Origin of the sequence: Thiohalomonas denitrificans (assembly GCF_016841685.1) — a bacterium.
GTDB classification, from domain to species: domain Bacteria; phylum Pseudomonadota; class Gammaproteobacteria; order Thiohalomonadales; family Thiohalomonadaceae; genus Thiohalomonas; species Thiohalomonas denitrificans_A.
The window spans coordinates 42,317-60,460 of record NZ_JAENYR010000015.1; the positions used below are offsets into that span (position 1 = coordinate 42,317).

13 protein-coding genes, 3 pseudogenes and 1 riboswitch are annotated in these 18,144 nt (G+C 58.6%); of the genes and pseudogenes, 12 read left to right on the top strand and 4 right to left on the bottom strand.

What is annotated here, in order from left to right; all coding sequences use genetic code 11:
• Window positions 1–54: 54 nt before the first annotated feature.
• The 4 genes and pseudogenes from Q7L05_RS05095 to Q7L05_RS17395 form a co-directional block, all read left to right on the top strand.
• Window positions 55–591: a hypothetical protein gene (locus tag Q7L05_RS05095; protein ID WP_303902914.1), complete on the top strand. Its 537-nt coding sequence runs from the start codon at window positions 55–57 to the stop codon at window positions 589–591.
• Window positions 592–615: 24 nt separating this feature from the next.
• The gene (locus tag Q7L05_RS05100) at window positions 616–1,587 is read left to right on the top strand and encodes a hypothetical protein (protein ID WP_303902916.1); all 972 of its coding nucleotides are present in this window, start codon (window positions 616–618) and stop codon (window positions 1,585–1,587) included.
• Window positions 1,588–1,622: 35 nt separating this feature from the next.
• A complete protein-coding gene (locus tag Q7L05_RS05105; protein WP_303902919.1) occupies window positions 1,623–2,111 on the top strand; it encodes a hypothetical protein in 489 nt (162 codons plus the stop codon).
• 691 nt (window positions 2,112–2,802) lie between these two features.
• Window positions 2,803–2,942 (top strand): annotated as a pseudogene (locus tag Q7L05_RS17395) (N-6 DNA methylase); the annotation flags it as partial.
• 119 nt (window positions 2,943–3,061) lie between these two features.
• Here the strand turns inward: Q7L05_RS17395 and Q7L05_RS05110 are convergent.
• A complete protein-coding gene (locus tag Q7L05_RS05110; RefSeq protein ID WP_303902922.1) occupies window positions 3,062–3,727 on the bottom strand; it encodes a spondin domain-containing protein in 666 nt (221 codons plus the stop codon).
• Between the two features lie 218 nt (window positions 3,728–3,945).
• On the opposite strand from Q7L05_RS05110, the pseudogene Q7L05_RS17490 reads away from it, so the two are divergent.
• A pseudogene (locus Q7L05_RS17490) lies at window positions 3,946–4,155 on the top strand (hypothetical protein); the annotation flags it as partial.
• Window positions 4,156–4,173: 18 nt separating this feature from the next.
• Window positions 4,174–4,262, bottom strand: a riboswitch (cyclic di-GMP riboswitch).
• 182 nt (window positions 4,263–4,444) lie between these two features.
• Here the strand turns inward: Q7L05_RS17490 and Q7L05_RS05120 are convergent.
• On the bottom strand, window positions 4,445–7,387 hold the full coding sequence (locus tag Q7L05_RS05120; RefSeq protein ID WP_303902925.1) for a PAS domain S-box protein: 2,943 nt from the start codon (window positions 7,385–7,387) through the stop codon (window positions 4,445–4,447).
• Between the two features lie 316 nt (window positions 7,388–7,703).
• On the opposite strand from Q7L05_RS05120, the gene Q7L05_RS05125 reads away from it, so the two are divergent.
• Complete coding sequence (locus Q7L05_RS05125) at window positions 7,704–9,359, top strand: tetratricopeptide repeat protein (RefSeq protein WP_303902928.1); 1,656 nt, start codon at window positions 7,704–7,706, stop codon at window positions 9,357–9,359.
• Between the two features lie 299 nt (window positions 9,360–9,658).
• On the opposite strand, the gene Q7L05_RS05130 is transcribed toward Q7L05_RS05125, so the two are convergent.
• Window positions 9,659–11,170: a sensor histidine kinase gene (locus Q7L05_RS05130; protein WP_303902931.1), complete on the bottom strand. Its 1,512-nt coding sequence runs from the start codon at window positions 11,168–11,170 to the stop codon at window positions 9,659–9,661.
• A 553-nt stretch (window positions 11,171–11,723) separates the two neighbouring features.
• Here Q7L05_RS05130 and Q7L05_RS05135 point away from each other — a divergent pair.
• The 5 genes and pseudogenes from Q7L05_RS05135 to Q7L05_RS17495 all read left to right on the top strand — a co-directional run.
• A complete protein-coding gene (locus Q7L05_RS05135) occupies window positions 11,724–12,929 on the top strand; it encodes a 30S ribosomal protein S1 (protein ID WP_303902935.1) in 1,206 nt (401 codons plus the stop codon).
• A gap of 242 nt (window positions 12,930–13,171) precedes the next feature.
• Window positions 13,172–13,885, top strand: coding sequence for a DUF429 domain-containing protein (locus tag Q7L05_RS05140; protein WP_303902938.1), 714 nt, complete (start codon window positions 13,172–13,174; stop codon window positions 13,883–13,885).
• Between the two features lie 91 nt (window positions 13,886–13,976).
• Complete coding sequence (locus Q7L05_RS05145; protein WP_303902941.1) at window positions 13,977–14,942, top strand: hypothetical protein; 966 nt, start codon at window positions 13,977–13,979, stop codon at window positions 14,940–14,942.
• Between the two features lie 2 nt (window positions 14,943–14,944).
• Entirely contained in the window at window positions 14,945–15,676 is a 732-nt protein-coding gene (locus Q7L05_RS05150; RefSeq protein ID WP_303902944.1) for an HIRAN domain-containing protein, read from the top strand.
• A gap of 702 nt (window positions 15,677–16,378) precedes the next feature.
• Window positions 16,379–16,574, top strand: a pseudogene (locus Q7L05_RS17495) (glycine zipper domain-containing protein); the annotation flags it as partial.
• A gap of 177 nt (window positions 16,575–16,751) precedes the next feature.
• On the opposite strand, the gene arsC reads toward Q7L05_RS17495, so the two are convergent.
• Window positions 16,752–17,177, bottom strand: coding sequence for an arsenate reductase (thioredoxin) (gene arsC, locus Q7L05_RS05160; RefSeq protein ID WP_303902949.1), 426 nt, complete (start codon window positions 17,175–17,177; stop codon window positions 16,752–16,754).
• 261 nt (window positions 17,178–17,438) lie between these two features.
• Here arsC and Q7L05_RS05165 point away from each other — a divergent pair, with 261 nt between their 5' ends.
• The gene (locus tag Q7L05_RS05165; protein WP_303902952.1) at window positions 17,439–17,792 is read left to right on the top strand and encodes an ArsR/SmtB family transcription factor; all 354 of its coding nucleotides are present in this window, start codon (window positions 17,439–17,441) and stop codon (window positions 17,790–17,792) included.
• Window positions 17,793–18,144 lie beyond the last annotated feature (352 nt).

Consider the following 18,144-nt stretch of genomic DNA (forward strand, 5'->3'; position numbering starts at 1 on the left):
AGAACGGTATGGATGACCATGAACTCACTTGGTATATGCACGAATTGTTGATGCATGGATGGGGTGCGAGCCCTAGATATTAAGATACAGGACGAGCTTGCGCATCTCAGCCCGGATGGCGTCGATTATGGAGTCGCGGGTTCGGGTAGTGAGGTAGACCTCGCACACAACTACGGCGTTTGGCGCCGAAACAGCAGTTGGGTGACGCCCAGCGCCCTACAAGCTATTGAGATACTTGCTGATGATTGGTATCTGTTTTCCCCTGAGACGAAAAAGCTATGCTTTAACGATGCCAGTCTAGAGTATGGTGGTTCGTTTGATAGTGGTGACCGGCCTAATTATGAGTCCGGAACTGCAAAGAACCTCTTGCATTACTACCACCAAATTGGCCGAGACGTGGATATCAATCGAAAGGGATGCACAACCTATGAAGTTTTCTATACCGATGCAGTTGGATGGTTAAAAATGACTTTTGACTCGTCCGAGTATGCGGCGCCAGTGACCATGTATAAAAAAGACCTTTTAGAAAGTATTGCAAACTCGCTTGGAGGGAAGAGATATCCCGAGAGCACGATTCACTATCGATTCTGAGCTTGGGGATAGATGATGGCTTCCGTGAATAGAAACGTAGTAATGGTCGCGCTATTCGCTTCCATTTATGCATCGGGTGGAATGGCACAGCTGAAAGACCCAAGAACCCGAGACGAAAACATTTCGGCAACAACTATTAACACCTCTGTAACAAAACTGAGTTCCGGGTTCTATGAGTACACATATGACTTTGCATTCCCCGAGGAAAACTTAGGTCGAGTTCAGTTCTTTAAAATTGATCTGTCATGTGAGCTAGACTTTGGAAATGTCGCATTTCCAGAACCTCCGATATCGGGTGGTAAAAATTATTCGGAAGATGGGAATCACGTGCCGGTCCAACTTTATCATTCCCAACAGACTTTTTTTCCAAATCTATCGGTTGATAACGAAGCCATATGGCTGTTTCTGGAAGGGACACCGGGTACCAGCGCATCAGGACTAAGAATAATTAGTCCGGCCCCGCCGGGACTGAGGAATTACAAGCTACAGCCGGAAATGGAGCCGTTTGGTTGGGATTATTCAGAATTTGAAGAAGATCCGACTATTCCCTGGATTGATGACTTTACTGTGGAGGGTCTAATTAAGGCGCCAGCATGTGCGTTCGATGACCCTGAGCCGGAAAAGTTTGCAGGTTCCGTGCACTACTCGCAGAATTCAGATACAAACGAACTATTGATGTATGCAGCTCCCCTCCGGAGTCAGTGGCACGCAGAACCTGATGAAAACTCCGTTGAATTCGAAATCTTTTATTCAGACGACATTTACCCAGAAAGCGTTAAAGTTCAGCCGGGCTGGGTGAGAAAATATTTAAATCCTTCTAAGGGCGGCAGTGATACCGTAGAGATACGGCTACGTCCTGGGATGAATAAAATTATATTTGAGGCGCGTACTGAGAAGTCTAAAGGCAACGCAGACCGTGATAAAGGTGCAATGTTTGATAAAGACGTGGACGTTTTTGAGATTAGGAGTACTTCGAAAGGGCAATCGAAAAAATGACTGTCAGCTGGTGCCGTAGGAGGGTTTCGGTTGTTATGGTGATGCTGTTTGCGATAACGGCATGCTCTCGCGACGATACAGAATTGAGTGCTGGGGCAATCCTTTCCTTGGAAGGGGTACTAAAAGATGCTCCGGTGGTAGAATTGCCAAATGGCCGGAAACCTCCGGTAAATATCAGATACGGTCAAGAGCTCGACCCGAGCACCTTTGTTGCGTTAATTGATGGTGTCGATATATCGACACGCTTCCATCCAAAGCCTGGCACAGTCGAAGCCGTAAACATACCGTTTGAAGATGACAGCAGCCAAAAGCTTGTTATTCAAGCCAAAAGCGAGCAAGGAGCCAGCACCCACACGATATCCCGTGAGGTAAGATTTTCTGAGGTGGGGAAAAAGCAGGTTAGCTTCACGCGAACACTCGATGAAGAGGAAATGGCTGAGTTCGATGCTGTCATGAAAAAGGCAAGAGAATTGAATATACCGTTAACGGAACGACGGACCTTTTTAAAAAAAACATGGGTTTGATAGTCCAAGGGAAATTCTGGAATAGCAACTAGCATTGGTACCGTCGCTTTATCTAGTTTTTCCCTTCCTTGGCTAAGGGAAATCCCGCTGCCTAAAATTCTCTGCAGTAGGGCCTACCGGATAGAATCCGCAATCTAACACCCCGTGGTAAGACCCAGGTCAGCAGTGCGTGACAAAGACCATGCGGGGTGTCTTATGCCCAACGAAGAGCTGTCGTTGAGGCGGAGCCCAAAGGGGCCGCTTTGGTTCGGATGCAGACGTTCCATCTTTTGATCAGTTGAAGCCCAAAAGATATCAGGTGCGGGATGGAGAACAGAGTGAGCGATCACTGTCTTGAAAATCCCCGTGTCGGCGGTTCGATTCCGTCCCTGGCCACCAAATAATCAGTAACTTACGAGAAGCCGCCTTGTGCGGCTTTTTTCGTGTAAGCGCTATGTAAGCAACGGATTCAGACCTCCTGGTCGTAGTGCTTCCTCGTTTCCCGCTCTGATCTTCGGCACTCCCTCGCCCACAGCCATGCCGCGTAACTTGTGGATCTCCCCCCATAGGAGCCGAAGAATTATTTGGTCGCATACCCGGGGGGGGGGAGGGACCGTGGGGAGGGGGTATCCGCCCCTTTTTACCGGCCCCTCATAGATTGAAAGAAAATCGCTGAAAAAGTCCAAAGGTGCTTACACCTGTATGAGTTGCGGTCCCCGCCGACACCCTCTTCAAGGACCAGTATCCGGACCTCAAGGCCGACCTCATCATGGCCAACCCGCCCTCCAACCTGAAGGAGTGGCGCGCCGCCGACAGCTGACTGACGATCCGCGCTGGGCCGGCTACGAGGTAACCGGATGCTGTATTAGGCCCTAGGACACCCACAAGTCTCACTAATACAGGTGAGAAGTAATCCGGTCCAATTCGGAAAGGGGCGAAAGCATATCCTTCGCCGCCCCTTCCGGACAGCCTTACTCCTTCACCTGCTCGATCGTGACCTTCGCCACCGGGTTTCGCCAGTCGTGGCTGGCCGCACTAAGGTCGCCGATGCCGTGAATACCGGCATGTATGTGGACGTAACCTTCCCCACCGATACCGGCCGAAATACCCTCGCCTGCACAGATCGGTGCCGGACCGGGAATGGACAGACAGAGTTCGTCATTCGGCTCGCTGCCGGCGTCATAGGCAGGCGCATAGAGCGTAACCGTCTCTTGGTCCTCTTTGGGAAGCGCTGCACTCTGCACTGCAAAGAAGCCGTCGTTGGTCGGTACCAGCATGGCTGCCATGGAAACATGATCCCTCTTTTTTGCCTGTATGGTGATGCTAACCGTCCCTCCCGGCGGGACCGGCCCGCCCGCCGTCGCGGTATCACGCACCCGTTCATCGCCGTCCAGGAGCGTCTTTAGTGGAGCAGTGGCACCACCTTCCGCCAACGCCGACAGTTCCATACTGGCCGGAGCACCCTCGGTGAACAGGAGGCTGGCAGGGCTGTGGCTGGCGACCAGGACGGGTGTAAATACCTCACCCCGAGTCAGATTGGTGACCGTCACCTGATAGGTCTTTCCGTCATCAGCAAGCGCCATACTGCCCGTCAATGAGCCGAGCAATAGCCCGGCGATAGCGATATTTTTGTGCATAATGATCTCCATCCGTAGGTTTTTCGATGCGAGAGCAGGTGCCCTCGATGACCAAGTATCGGAAGGGAATTTAACGGCGGGATTGCGAAACGGTCACGAATTCATCACGGCGCTGATTGAACTTCGAATTTCCAGGATAGTCCGCTTACCTGTGTTCAGCGGACGCTTGGAGTCGAGGTCTCGGCCGGCAGCAAAGAGTCGATCCGCGCCCTTAGCCAAAAAAAAAACTGGCCCTGATTTACCGGCGTACCAACAACCTGAGAGCCGTTCAGCTGCTACTCGGAAACCGCACGTTGGAGAGTACTGTCAGATATCTCGGCATCGGTCGAGGATGCGCTTTAGCTGTCAGAGCAGATAGACGTGTGATCGTGCATGAGGGTGGGCGCTCCTCAGTGAACGCCTGCCTTAGCTGCGGGAGCTGCAGGTAGCAGTGAAAAGAATGAAGACCTGGTAGCCCCGCGATCATAGATTCCGAAGAATCCTTAGACCGGTGGCTTTGCGCCCCTGTCTTTCGACAGGTTTGCCTTTATCAGGCCTACTCAATTTGTAGGTGAGCCCGGCGCGGCTGTCAAAAACTTTTTACCGCGGCATTCGGAAACTCGACAGGCAAAAAGGTTATGGGCGATATCCGGCCAATAGCCGCCGGTCGTTCCGAACCGAAATCAATACCGGTTTGTGCTGAAAAGCGGTCCGTCCGTCAAGCCTTCAGCCGGGGCACTAAGCACTCGCCTCCACCCGGTTGCGACCCCTGTCCTTGGCGCGATAGAGGGCCTCGTCGGCCGCAGCGAGCAGTGCCCGAAAAGTGCTGTTCCTCGCTAGTTTCACCGCTACACCGGCGCTAATGGTCACCGATCCACTTACCGGGGAAGTGACATGAGGGAGGCCCAGTTCCTCGACGGCCTTTCGCATCGTTTCGGCCAACTGGAGCGCCGGTTCTGATTCGGTCTCCAGCAGCACCCCCAGGAACTCTTCGCCACCATAACGCACCAGCAGGTCGGTGGGACGACGTAGGCACGACCTCAAAACCCGAGCCACGCGGCGTAGGCATTCGTCCCCTTGCTGGTGTCCATAATGGTCGTTGTAGGCTTTGAAATGGTCGATATCGACCATGATCATGGCTACCGGATGCCCGTGGCGGGTTTCGCGCAGCCATTCCCGCTCGATGAACTGTTTAAGGTAGCGGCGGTTGGCCACGCCGGTCAGTGGGTCATGCAGGGTCTCGCGTTCCAGGGCCTGTTGGGCCTGCTTGAGGCTGGTGACGTCGTTCATGACGCCGAACAGGGCCACAGGCTTACCGTCAGTATCGCGTTCAATGCGCTTTCGATCTTCGAACCACCGCAGGGTACGGCCGTCGCTATGCCACATCCGGTATTGCTGCGTGCAGTGCCTCGCATCGCGGAGCGCCGCCTGCAAGCTGGAGAGGACCCGATCGCGGTCATCCTCATGCAACTGGCGGACCCAAATCATCGGGTCTTGCTGCCACTGCTCCGGTTCGAAGCCAAGCAGGTTCTTGATGGCAGGGCTGATGAACTGGGCGTGATAACCCGGGAGAGCCACGCGATAGAGGATGTCGGGGACGAGTTCGACCACTTCGCGAAAACGGGCCTCGCTTACGCGCAGCGCCTCCTCAGACTGTTTACGCTCGCTGATATCCAACCAGGTTCCTCGTAGCGCCATCACCTCGCCACCAGATGACTTTATGGCCTCACCTCGGCTTACTACCACGCGCACCCTGCCGTCGGGCTGCACGATTCGGAGCTCATCCACAAATCCCTCGCCGGTTTCGATGGCCCGCTGCGCCAGGGCTCGTACACGTTCCCGATCCTCCGGGTGGACCACTTCAAGGATCGACTGGAGTGTCACGGGAAAGGCTTGCGGGGCGTATCCGGCGATGCGGAACATCTCGTCCGACCAGCGGGAGCGGTCGTTTAATCGGTCCCACTCCCAGCTACCGAGGTGGGCCAAACGCTGGGCCTCCTTGAACCCACTCTCCGCCTGCAGGCGGGCGGCCCACTCGCGCCGCTCCAGCAGGGCACGGTCGAGCAAATCGGCGACGGCCCGCAGTATGGCTCGCTCCTCGGTGAGAAACGGCCCCTCCTGCGCGGGCGGGCGCTCCTCCCGGTAGAACACCTCCAACGCCCCTACGCTCTGGCCATCCACTCTGATCACTTCTGCCTGCCGCCACACTGTTTGGGCGAATGGTTCGGTTTGATAGCTAGCGCCCTCTACCGTGACCCGTACACAGGTAATCTCCGGATACTGGTAGGCGGGGACCAGCGCATCGACCGTGCCGCGTAATATTTCGTCCAGTGGACGGTTCCGCTGGTGGGTGAGGGAGGCGACCGCGTACAGACAGCGCAGCTCTTTGTTGCGCTCGCCAAGCTTGTGTGCGGTGTGCTCAAGAATCTCTGCGGCACGCCTGCGCTCAGTCAGGTCACGGGTCACCGCCAGCACTGTCTCGACTCGTCCATCGGGGCCGAATTCCGGTACCACGTGTGACTCGAAATAGCGCTCGCCTCGGGGGGTGGGAAAGGTAAACTCAACCTTCTCCTCCTGGCCGGTATCGAAGACCCGACGTGTATGGGTTTGCCAGTCCGCCACCAGCGCCTCCGGAATACCCAGCTCGCGGTTGGTTTTGCCCAGGAAGGTTTCCCTTGGGATGCCGGTGCTTGCCACCATGGCCGGATTAACATAGAGATAGCGCAGCGACCTATCTAGCCGGGCGACGTTATCGGGGGTGTGCTCGGCCAAGGTCCTGAATTCTGTCTCACGTTGGCGACTCTCTTCCAGGCGCTTGCGCTCGGTGACCTCCTCAGCCAGCACATTAATCCCCCAAATGTTCCCGGCCTCGTCCTTGAGCGGCAGCCAGTTCTCAATCCAGAATCGCTCGACTCCGGGGTGGGCGGCGGTTTCCCCGCTGATTTCGACGTTCAGCACCGGCTCGCCCGTTTCAAGTATTTTCTCGGCGACTTGCTCCACCTGTTCGGCGAGAGCAGGTACAACCTCGCGCACGGTTCTCCCCAAATGGGATTCGATTGGAACGCCGTTGATTTCGGCCAGTCGCTGGTTGACCCGTTGAAAACGCAGCCCAGTGTCGAACACGCACAGGCCGACGGGCGCTTGTCCATAGATGGTCTCCAGTTCGATGGCCTGCTGGCGATAACGCGCCTCGCTCTCACGCAGGTTCTGCTCGGCCCGCTTGCGTTCGGTGATATCGGTAAAAAGGTGAGCGAACTGCCCCGGGGTGGTGCGGTAGGCGAAGACCTCAAACCACTTGCCCAGCCCCTCGGTGTAGGCCTCGAATCGCGCCGGCTCACCAGTCAACGCCACCCGACTGTAGGTCTCAATCCAGAGCGGCTCGACACCGGGCACCAGTTCGCGGGCTGTTTTGCCTTCGGCGACGTGCGGAGGAAAACCGGTCAGTCGACCAAACGCCTCATTGACCTCCAGCAACCGATAGTCGTAGGGCCGGCCCTGCTCATCCAGGATGATTTCGGCCAGGCCAAAGCCCTCGATCATCGATTCGAATAGTGCGCGGTAGCGCTCGCTGCTCTTAAGGCACGCATCGCGCTCGGCCCGCAGAGCCTCGACCTCCCGCTTGAGTGCCTTCATCTCATTGGCAGTCAGGTCGCCCACGCCGGCCCCTCCATTCTGCCTCATAACGCATTGCTTACAGCATAGCGGGGTGACAGGCCGACCCGTCTTGGTAGGGAATAGTTACCGGGAGTTAGCAAAGCATCGTTTGCCCGCGTCCTCTGATCGCTGCTTAGCCAAAATCCGACAAGGAGAGCGCGACAGGACGCTTTGGGTCGGAAGCGGAACTCCACCGGCATTTTCCGGACGAGGGATATTGGTTCTGTCTTTTTGAGGCTCCTTTGGGCAGACAAAAGGGCGACTAAGGCCAAAGGGACCAATCGTGCCTAATCTTTAGAAACAGAGGAGAAGTCTGAACGAAAGAGCAGGGAGGGGAGTTCCCATGCGCATGACGATATTTCTTGCTTTGGGCTTGTTGGGCCTGGGAATCGCGGTATCGCAGCCGTCAGCCGCTCAGCAACACGCCGCATCCGGCCACGGCGATGAAGTCCCACTCTACAACGACCTGGGTGACCATCACTACGCTATCACGACCGACGTTCCCAAAGCGCACGCATACTTCGATCAGGGCCTCAGGCTCTACTACGCCTTCAACCACGCCGAGAGCATCCGTGCCTTCCGCGAGGCACAGCGGCTGGATCCGCGATGCGCCATGTGTTGGTGGGGCGAGGCCCTCGCCTGGGGCCCGAACATCAATCTGCCAATGGATGCGGACGCTGCGTTGGCGGCCTACGACGCGCTGCAGGGCGCGCTGGAACGGCGTGAGTATGCGTCGGAGCGAGAGCGTGCCTTCATCGATGCGCTCGCCGAACGCTATGCGCCCGAGCCACAGGAAGACCGCTCCGACCTGGATAAGGCGTACGCCGAGGCCATGGGGCGCATCGCGGCGCGCTGGCCGGACGATCCCGAGGCGGTCGTACTCTACGGCGAGGCCGTCATGGATCTGCAGCCATGGGATTACTGGACCGAAGACGGCCGGCCAAAGCCCGGCATGGAAGAGGCGTTGGCGGGTTTTCAGCGAGTCGTCGACCAGGATCCGAATCACCCGGGAGCATGTCATTTCTACATCCACGCGGTCGAGAAGCTTTACCCAGAGCGCGCGGTCCCCTGCGCGGAGCGGCTGGCGGACCTGATGCCGGGGGCCGGGCACATCGTCCACATGCCGAGCCACATCTATATCCGGGTCGGGCGCTATCTCGACGCCATCGAGCAGAACGAGCACGCCGTGCACGAAGACGAAACCTGGATCGCGGACCAGCGGCCGGGCTATGGCATGTATACGGTGGGTTACTATCCCCACAACTACGACTTCCTGGCATTCGCGGCCTCGATGATCGGTCGGAGCGACCAGGCGATCGCGTCCGCACGCAAGGTTGCCGACCTCATCCCGCCGGAGATGTACGGCACGCCGGGGATGGACTTCCTGCAGCACTGGTCCAGCCGACCGCTGCTGATGCTCGTCCGCTTCGGTCGCTGGGGCGAGATCCTCGCGACCGACCCACCTGCCGCATCGATGCCGCATGCGCGCGCGCTCTGGCACTATTCCCGCGGCCGTTCGCTCGCCGCTAGCGGCGAAGTGGCGGCGGCACGTGATCAGCTGCAGGCGCTGCGCCGGATCGCCGGGGATTCGGCGGTCGACGGCATGCGCATGGAATTCAACCGGTCGCGAGACCTGCTGGCGGTCGCTACCCACGTGCTGGCCGGTTATGTCGAGGTTGCAGCCGGTGACCTCGAACAGGCCGTCGCCGAGATGCAGGCAGCCGTCCGCAGCGAAGACGCGCTGCTCTACGGAGAGCCGCCGGAGTGGTCCGTCCCGGCCCGCCAGGACCTCGGCCGCGTGCTGCTGCTAGCTGGCCGCCCGGCGGAGGCGGAACGGGCTTTCCGCAAAGACCTCGAACGTTTCCGCGACAACGGCTGGTCGCTCTACGGCCTCACCGAGGCGCTTAACGCCCAAGGCCGAGCGGAAAAGGCCGCTGCGGTACAGCGTGAATTCAATCGGGTCTGGGGCACCGCTGACGTGTCGCTGCCACTCGACTGAATCGCCGAAGCGAGAACGAGCGGGCCGGCAGCCAAACACATGCCGAACGCTTTCGTCAGTCGCCTCGCCAACCGACATTCTTCTAACCGCCAAGGGGCAGCTCTGGGTCGCTACCTGCTCAGTGGTGAGCCGCACAGGTCGAAATCGGCCAGAAGCCGTCAATTCCGGACTGCTGTGCTAACGACTGATGCTGCAGGGGAAGGAAACATCACGGAGCACTGACGCGGCCCATGGGCCCGGCCAGCTTGCTCCGCTGCGGGGTCGAAACTTGGAGTTGTGGTGGTCTCGACAGCTGCTGTTCATTTCGGCCAGAAGGTCCTGACAATCGTTCCCCGTGGGCTATTATCGGCCACTTCGATCTGTCCGCCGTGACTTAGGACGATTTTACGTGCCACCGCCAGGCCGATACCGGTGTGGCCTGGCTTGCCGCCGCTGCTGAACACGCGAAAGATCCTCTCCTTCACCCACGCTGGGATACCGGGGCCATCATCTACTACCTCCACGCACCAGTGTTTCCCGTCATCATGTGCTCGGATCCAAACCGATCCTTCGGAGCTGTCGTGGTGATCGATGGCATTGGTGATGAGGTTCTGGAAGACCTGACGCAGGTGCAGTGGGTTGGCGAGAATAGTCGGTAACGGTTCCTCCAACTCGATCCGAAAGCCAGGTGGAATGGTCAGGCGGACGAGCAAGTCGCCCAACAGGGGGCCAAGCGCAACGGCTTCGCGATCCTGCGTTGAGAGGTCCAGACGGGCGTAGCCGAGCAGCCCATCGATGAGCGCGTCCATACCCATAACTCGCTCGCGCAGAAGTCGTAGCCGCAGCCGGTTCTCCTCATCGAGTCCCTCTGCCACATCCTCGTCAATAACATAGGCGAGGTTGGCCACGGCCCGTAAAGGCGCTTTCAGGTCATGGGAAACCACGTAGGCGAACTCCTCCAACTCCGCGTTCAGGCGCTCTAGCTCCTTGGTTTTACGTACCAGCACCGCTTCGGCTTTCTCACGGGCGTCCCACTCCTGCCGTTCCCGCAGGCTGCGGCTGAGCAGTTCGGCAACGGCGTTGAGTATAGCCCGCTCTTCGGCGAGGAATGGCCCCTCCTGGGCCGGTGGGCGCTCCTCTCGATAGAACACCTCGATGACGCCAGAGAGCTCGTTGTTCGCCCCAAACGTCACCGCCTGTCGCCAAGGGGTTTGCTCGAACGGCTCGGACCATTCCGTGTGACCATCAACAGTTATCCGGGCGCAGGCGATCTCCGGGTATTGGTAGGCGGCGGCTAACGCCTCCGCGGTGCCGTGCAGTACCTCTGCCAGGGTACGGGAGCGCTGTTGCGTGAGAGAGGCGACTGTGTACAGGCAGCTCATCTCCTTGACACGTTCGTCAAGGTCGTGGGCGGTTCGGCGCAATGTCTCCTCGAACCGGATGCGATCGGTGATGTCGTGTGCCACGCCAAGAACGGTGGCCACCCGGCCGTCCTCTCCGAACTCCGGCACCAGGCGCGCCTCGAAGTAGCACTCCCCCTGGGGGGCCGGGAAGCTGAACTCAAACGCCTGTGCACGACCGGAGGCGAATACACTCTGGATCCGCTCGTCCCACAGCGTCACTAGTGCCTCCGGCATACCCAATTCGGCATTACTTTTGCCGATGAAGGCTTCCCGTGGCCACCCGCTGTAGCGCTCGATCATCGGATTGACGTACAGGTGACGCAGCGCCCGGTCGAAGCGGGAGATGATGTCGGTCGAGTTCTCGGACAGGGTGCGGAAGTCCTGTTGGCTCTGGCGAACCTCCTCCATACGCGACGGTCGCTCCGACATGCTCTTTCTCCGTAGAAAAGGCTAGCACCCTCTTAAGATCGCGTCTTTGGAGGCGCTCACGCTAATGGTTAGCCTACTGGAAAAAGAACAGAAGTTCGTATAGCCAATCCTCTGATAAAGTTGAAGGTTCGCTGATCGGTGTGGGATGGATAATAGAGTGAGCGCTCACCGTTTTGAGAATCCCCGTGTCGGCGGTTCGATTTCGTCCTTGGCCGCCAGAATTCAAGCAGTTAAAGCCCGCGCCAGCGAGCTTTTTCGTTGGGTGTGCCAGGCATGGCACTTCTGAACAGGTGGTGCTGGGACAATCTTGGGGGCGCAAGTCCCCTGTGGGCCTGGCAAGCGGAACTAGCCGACCGCATGACCATTTCAACCAACTCCTGGAAGGGGGCCCCGAACCTCTCTGTCGACGGCAAAGTCAAACCAGGAACGGACCCGCGGCAGCCTGTCGGGTTACCATGGCCATCCGGCCCTCGGGGCCGTGAGCGTTTCCGATACGCAGGTCGAGCCGGCACTCCTGCGCATCCATTCACCATCCCCGGCAAATGGGTATCCCATGGCAGAACACGAAGATTTCAGCGCCCTCCTCAGCGAGTTCGAGCAGAAGACCCCTAATCCAAGCAGCAAGGCGCCCCAGGTGGGCGAGCGCATTCGCGGCCGGATCGTCTCCATCGGTCAGGAGCAGGCCTTTATCGATGTCGGCGCCAAGGCCGAGGCCGTGATCGACGTGGCCGAGCTGACCGATGCCGAGGGGCAGCACAGCGCGGAGGTCGGCGATACCATCGAGAGCATGGTGCTCAGCCGGGACGACCACAGCGGCACCCTGCTGCTGGGGCGCGGCAGCGGCCGGGCCGTTCATGACAGCGCCGAACTGGAAAACGCCTATGCCAATGAGCTACCGGTGGAGGGGCTGGTCTCGGGCGTCACCAAGGGCGGCCTCGAGGTCCAGGTTGCCGGAATGAGGGGGTTCTGCCCGGCCTCGCAGGCGGAGATTCGTTTCGTCGATGACCTCGATGCGTTCGTCGGCCAGCGGCTGAGCTTTCGCATCACCCGCTTCGAGGGCGGACGCCGGCCCAATCTCGTGCTCTCGCGCCGGGCGCTGTTGGAAGAGGCTGCGCGCCGGGATGCGGAGGAGCTTCGGGGCCGGCTGGCGGTGGGGCTGGTACTTCCGGGCACGGTGACGGCGGTCAAGGAGTACGGCGCCTTTGTCGACCTCGGCGGGATCGAGGGCATGGTCCACGTCAGTGAACTCGCCTACGGCCGGGTCTCCCATCCCAAAGACGTGGTCACTCCCGGCCAGGCGGTCGAAGTCTCCGTGCTGAGGATCGAGAAGAGCGAAAAACCGGGCCGCGGTGAGCGCATCGCCCTCTCCATCCGCGCCCTCGCCGCCGACCCGTGGCAGGGGGCCGAGCAGCGCTATCCCGTGGGAGCACCGGTCAAGGGTATGGTCACCCGGCTACAGCCCTTCGGCGCCTTCGTCGAGGTCGAGTCGGGCCTCGAAGCACTGGTGCCCATCAGTGAACTGGGGAGCGGCCAGCGGGTGAGTCACCCGAAGGAAGTGGTCAACCCCGGCGACACCGTCGAGGCTATCGTCCTTAGCGTCGATAGCACCCGCCGCCGACTGAGCCTGTCGCTGGATGCCTCGGCCCACGAGGAAGCCGCGAACCTTGAAGCGTACCGGCCTGGTGCCGACCCAAAGGCCGAAGAGGCTGTGGGTTCCTTCGGCCAGTTACTACGTGAGAGTCTGAACAAGGGCAAATAGGGCGAGTGAATCAAGCGGTGCGGTCGCGGCAGCCTGCCGCGCGCCTCTGACTTCTACGCCCAGGCAGCCCCGGGAGACCGAATCAAAGCGGACAGTCGCGGTTGTCCGCCGGGCGACAACTCCAGGAAGGTAGCCTTGAGCTTGCAAGCGACGTAAACGCACGTTGTGGATCTTCTGATGAAGGCCTTCTTGGGGACTGTGCGGGCAAGCGGTGCGGCTGAAGTCGCCCACGAGGACTCCTCATGACAGCGTTGCTTGGAATCGACTGCGCTACACAGCCGAAAAAGGTAGGTTTGGCTCTCGGCGAATTGCGTAAGGGCCGCGTTTGCATTCTTGAGTGTTGCATAGGTAGCGCAACGGCGTCTCCAGTGGACATAGCGGCCGACTGGCTCGCCAACGTTGAAAGCGCTTTGATCGCTCTTGACGCGCCCCTTGGCTGGCCGATATCTCTGGCAACCGCATTGGCCGACCATCGGGCCGGCTCAGGCATGCGGGCGCCTGCCGATGACCTCTTTCGCCGACTCACCGATATCGAAATCAGGCGCCGATTGGGCAAGAAGCCCCTGGAAGTCGGCGCGAACCTCATCTCCAGAACAACCGTCGCTGCACTGGAGCTGCTTGAGGGGATTCGGGCGAAAACCGGGCTGCCGGTTTCTCTGGCATGGGCGCCGGACGAGCCCGAACCGATCCGTACCATCGAGGTTTATCCAGCCGCCACGCGCCTCGCGCACTCGGCACAAAGTGGCGGTGGCAGTGTGGAAGGGCTCATGAGGGTACTCGATCGTTCGGGGTTCACCCTTGAGGGGGTTGGGCCTGACGCGATGGATGCGGCCGTTTGCGCTTTGGGGGCCGCCGATTTCTTGGGTGGACGAGCGGTGGGGCCGGAATCGAGTGATATGCAGCGGGTACTCGTTGAGGGTTGGATATGGTCGGCCGACCGACCGAGCGTTAACTGAGCACTGCCAGCAGCGGAATTCGGGGGTAATTGGTGCAGAATGGTGTCGTTTCGTGCACGATCCGTCCGAATGACAGAAGGTTGGAGTTAGTGTGGGGAGAGAAGGCACTTGGGTTGATCAACCTACCGACGAGCCGGTGAATGTGGCGCGTTGGAAGGCGGACGAAGAATTCGGCGTCTATCCCGAGGGTGCCCGGGACAAAAGCCTGCTTATCTCTCCGGAACCGAAACCACACCTGTTTCTGATCCCGAGCCATCGCTATCTTTTCAAGAAATCTTTTGAGCGATATCCAGAGCAATTTTGGGCGGAGATCATCGCCTACCGAGTCGGATGCCTGATTAAAGCGCCTGTGCCACCGGCCTTCGTGGGTTGGGATAGTGACAATGGCGTTTGCGGTGCTCTGGTCGAATGGTTTCTGGAGTACCCCGGAGACCCAGCGGAGCGCTACGTCCCTGGTGGCGATATCATGACCGACATGATCAAGGGGTTCGACCGAAGGCGGGGCCGCCAACACAACTTCGTCAGTATCGAGCGGTACTCTACGGTTTCCAGACGGAGCGGAAAGCTGGATGGCGACTGGCTGTTGTGGTGGTGCGATACGCTTTTGCTTGACGCCCTTGTCGGTAACACCGATCGGCACCAGGATAATTGGGGTCTCCTCTGGCGCGATAGCGAACGGGCCAGAATGGCACCGGCTTTCGATAACGGAACCAGTTTGGGTCATGAGCTAGTTAACCGAAAGCTGGCCGGTTTTGCGGACCCCGACCGTATGGCTCGGTATATCGAGCGAGGAACCCACCACATGCGCTGGAGGCTTGGTGATGAGTCTCAGGCCCAGCACTCGCAGCTGGTGGTGCAGCTTTGCGAAAGGCATCCGACGCTAAGAGAGCGCGCGAAAATGCGGTTGAAACAGTTCAACATGGATACGATGAGGTCTATCATCACCGGAATGACGGCCTTCGATGTTCCGACCCCGCTAAGCGAAGAGCGGGCGGAATTCGTGTCTAATCTCACGGAAACACGTTATCGAAAGCTTCTCGAAGCGCTTTGCGGATAGCTATGCAACTGATTGAACATACTTTTCTGCCTTTCCGTTTGCTCCTTACCTGGCAAGCCCCTGAGGGCAAGGAGCGGAGACGGTTTGCCGTGGGCGAACTGCGGGAAGCACAGGGTGGACTCTCATTTCGGTACCTGACGGAGAGCGAGGATTTCCGGAAGGCGCAGGAATTGGGCTTCAACTGCTATCCCGCCTTTCGCAAGACGAACCAGGTGTATTTTCATGGCGTCCGTGAGGCCTTTTTGCGTCGGGTACCGCCACGTTCGCGCAAGGACTTTCCCAAGTTTCTTCAGCAGTGGCGGCTTCGTGCTGACTCGGAGCTGCCCGATTTTACCCTCCTGGCGTATTGTGGAGCCAAGTTGCCGTCCGACGGATTCTCGCTGGTGTGGCCGCTGGAAGAGGTTACCCCGCCGGGGGAAGTCCTCCTTGAGGTTGCGGGTTTTCGCTACCAGGACATCCGATTAGAAGAACTGTCTGCCGGCATGCCGGTTCGCTTTACGCTGGAGCCAAGTAACCCTAAGGATCCAAATGCGTTGCGCATGGATGTAGACGGACGTCCTATCGGGTACGTCAACCGCTTCCAGCGCAATGCGGTAGCCAACTGGCTCGGACGTCACCAAATTGATGCATGGGTTGAGCGCTTCAATGGAACCTCCGAACGGCCACTGGTCTACGTATATTGCCGGGTATCAGAGCAGTCCAGTGCGCAACTGCCCCGAGCGGCTACTTGCTAGAGCCGCGTCTAGATTCGTTGTACCAGATCGCATCTCGCTTCCGCCCTCCACCTGATCAAGAAACTGATTTTCGGCCCGGCGGTCCGATTGGTGCATCTTTGGATTCGCGGAAACTTGCGCGAATGCGGGATATTGGGTGTGCCAGAAGGGGAGTGTTTTCTTGTTCATGCTTATCCCAAAAATGAAAAAACCGCCTCAGGCGGCTTTTTCTCCCCATGGTAGAGCCGAAGCCGACTGCGCCAAAGGGTAGGCTGGTCTTGACCATATCGCTTATTGCCGATGTCGACAATAAGCGATATTAGCGGAGATCGGTCGGGAGTCGGGCTAAAAGGTCGCATATCTACTCAAGCTTGATATGGCCTGTTCAGCGATCTCGGCACGAATTCATGGAATCTTCGGGTTGGTGGCTTCCACATCAGGAAGGAAGTTCCCCGAAAATCGAGGTCCTCGGGCCAGGGTGGGCTACAACGGCTTGAAACGATCTGAGAGATTCAAGTGCGGCACAGCGTGGACAAGATCATTTTAACCTGCTTTCGTAGGATTTGAACAGTAAGCAGGCGCCGCAAGTGTTTTTTTCATCTGGATTCGCACTTTTTCGCGAGAACTGATGTGGTTCCATGCAGTCAATTGTGACTAACATCACCTAAATCCCGCCGGCAATCGGCGACCCTTTGTAAAATTCTTCTATTTCCAGGGTCTGCAATGAAATTACGATTTCTGATTCTTCCGATTATGCTTGTAGCCGCTGACGCCAGCGCGGACTCGACTCTCGATGCTGCCATCGGTGGCGGGATCGGTGGCGCTGCTGGTGCTGCGATCGGCAATGAAGTAGGTGGTCGCGACGGCGCTATTGTCGGTGGGGCTATCGGCGGCGCGGTCGGTGCCGCAGCGACTACTGACACCAAATCCAGTCACCCGTCCCCAGCTCCTGCTGTCAGTGCACCCGCCGTGCGGATAGAGCACTCGTCACCCGGTTTTTGCCCTCCTGGCCAAAGGAAAAAAGGGCGCTGTTAGTCGGCTCGATTAGCCTGCCGGCTTCCGACGCCCCTACAAACCGATGAATCCCAGGCAGGGGTTACTTTCCCAGTTCATTCACCAGCGCGGCGACTCGGTTTCGAATGTCGTCGCGGGCGGCCCGGAACACATCCATAATCTCCTCTTCGGTGCCGGTTGCGCGGGCCGGGTCCTCCAGGGGCCAGTGGACCTTGCGCGTCCCCGGCGGTAGCAGCGGGCAGTTCTCGTCCGCGTGGCCGCAGACGCTGACCACCAGGTCCGTCCCCTCGAGCATCTCGTCGGTCAGCCGGGTCGACTCCTGGCCGGAGATGTCGATACCCACCTCTCTCATCACCGCAATCGCCCGCGGATTCTTGCCATGGGCCTCGATGCCGGCCGATTGCACCTCGATTTGTTCGCCCGCGAAGTGACGGGCCCAGCCTTCGGCCATCTGCGAGCGGCAGGAGTTGCCGGTGCAGAGAAATAGCAGCTTCGGTCTTTTCATCATTGTGCTTCCCTCCCATTGTTGATTTTTCGTAACTAATCACCCCCTCCGTCATCCCCGCGTAGGCGGGAATCCAGAGAACAGAAGCATGGCTCAAAATGGATCCCCGCCTGCGCGGGGATGACGGAGTTCCTGGGCCGTGCGCGATCACCCGGACGAGCAGTCACGATTTTTCGAGTGATTGATCTGGTACAGCACAGAATAACATCTGCTTTCTGAAATATATGGTTGACAGTATATATGCTTGTGCATATATTGTGCACGATGAATATCGATGTGGATACCTTCTTTGCCGCCTTGGCGCATCCGTTGCGACTGCGGGCGTTGCTGCTCCTGCACCAGGAGGGAGAGCTTTGCGTCTGTGAGTTGACCTATGCGCTTGGGGTGTCCCAGCCGATGATTTCCCGTCACCTTGGCCAATTGCGACAAGGGGGGCTGGTCAGTGACCGGCGCCAGGGTCTGTGGGTCTACTACTGCCTGGCGGCCGACTTGCCGGAGTGGGCGCGACAGGTCCTGGCCTCCACGGCGAAGGGCGTGGCCGGGCAGGCACCTTATAACGAGGATCACGCCGCCCTGGCCAGTATGCCCAACCGGCCGGGTTCTGCCTGCTGTGGCTAGGAGCCTGTCGGACTTAACGCTGATCTACTACGGAAAAGCCGGATTTGGCCATATTTTCCGATCTTTCTCGTTAAATAGATCCACTATTCGCCTCGAAAGATCGAAAAATCTGTCTCAAACCGGCTTTCCCTCGCTACGATCGGTCAAGTCCGACAGGCTCCTAGCCTTAGCAGTGCTGTTGAAAAAAGTTTTTTGGTAACTACTCACCCCCTCCGTCATTCCCTGTCACCCCCGCGTAGGCGGGGGGTAGGCGGGAATCCAGAGAACAGAAGCATGGCTCAAAATGGATCCCCGCCTACGCGGGGATGACGGATTTCCTGGGCCGTGCGCGATCACCCGGGCGAGCAGTTAC

Coding starts and splice junctions, on each gene's coding strand:
- Q7L05_RS05095 (WP_303902914.1), top strand. CDS start 55: ATGGATGGGGTGCGAGCCCTAGATATTAAGATACAGGACGAGCTTGCG.
- Q7L05_RS05105 (WP_303902919.1), top strand. CDS start 1,623: ATGGTGATGCTGTTTGCGATAACGGCATGCTCTCGCGACGATACAGAA.
- Q7L05_RS05110 (WP_303902922.1), bottom strand. CDS start 3,727: ATGCACAAAAATATCGCTATCGCCGGGCTATTGCTCGGCTCATTGACG.
- Q7L05_RS05120 (WP_303902925.1), bottom strand. CDS start 7,387: ATGAGGCAGAATGGAGGGGCCGGCGTGGGCGACCTGACTGCCAATGAG.
- Q7L05_RS05125 (WP_303902928.1), top strand. CDS start 7,704: ATGCGCATGACGATATTTCTTGCTTTGGGCTTGTTGGGCCTGGGAATC.
- Q7L05_RS05130 (WP_303902931.1), bottom strand. CDS start 11,170: ATGTCGGAGCGACCGTCGCGTATGGAGGAGGTTCGCCAGAGCCAACAG.
- Q7L05_RS05135 (WP_303902935.1), top strand. CDS start 11,724: ATGGCAGAACACGAAGATTTCAGCGCCCTCCTCAGCGAGTTCGAGCAG.
- Q7L05_RS05140 (WP_303902938.1), top strand. CDS start 13,172: ATGACAGCGTTGCTTGGAATCGACTGCGCTACACAGCCGAAAAAGGTA.
- Q7L05_RS05150 (WP_303902944.1), top strand. CDS start 14,945: ATGCAACTGATTGAACATACTTTTCTGCCTTTCCGTTTGCTCCTTACC.
- arsC (WP_303902949.1), bottom strand. CDS start 17,177: ATGATGAAAAGACCGAAGCTGCTATTTCTCTGCACCGGCAACTCCTGC.
- Q7L05_RS05165 (WP_303902952.1), top strand. CDS start 17,439: ATGAATATCGATGTGGATACCTTCTTTGCCGCCTTGGCGCATCCGTTG.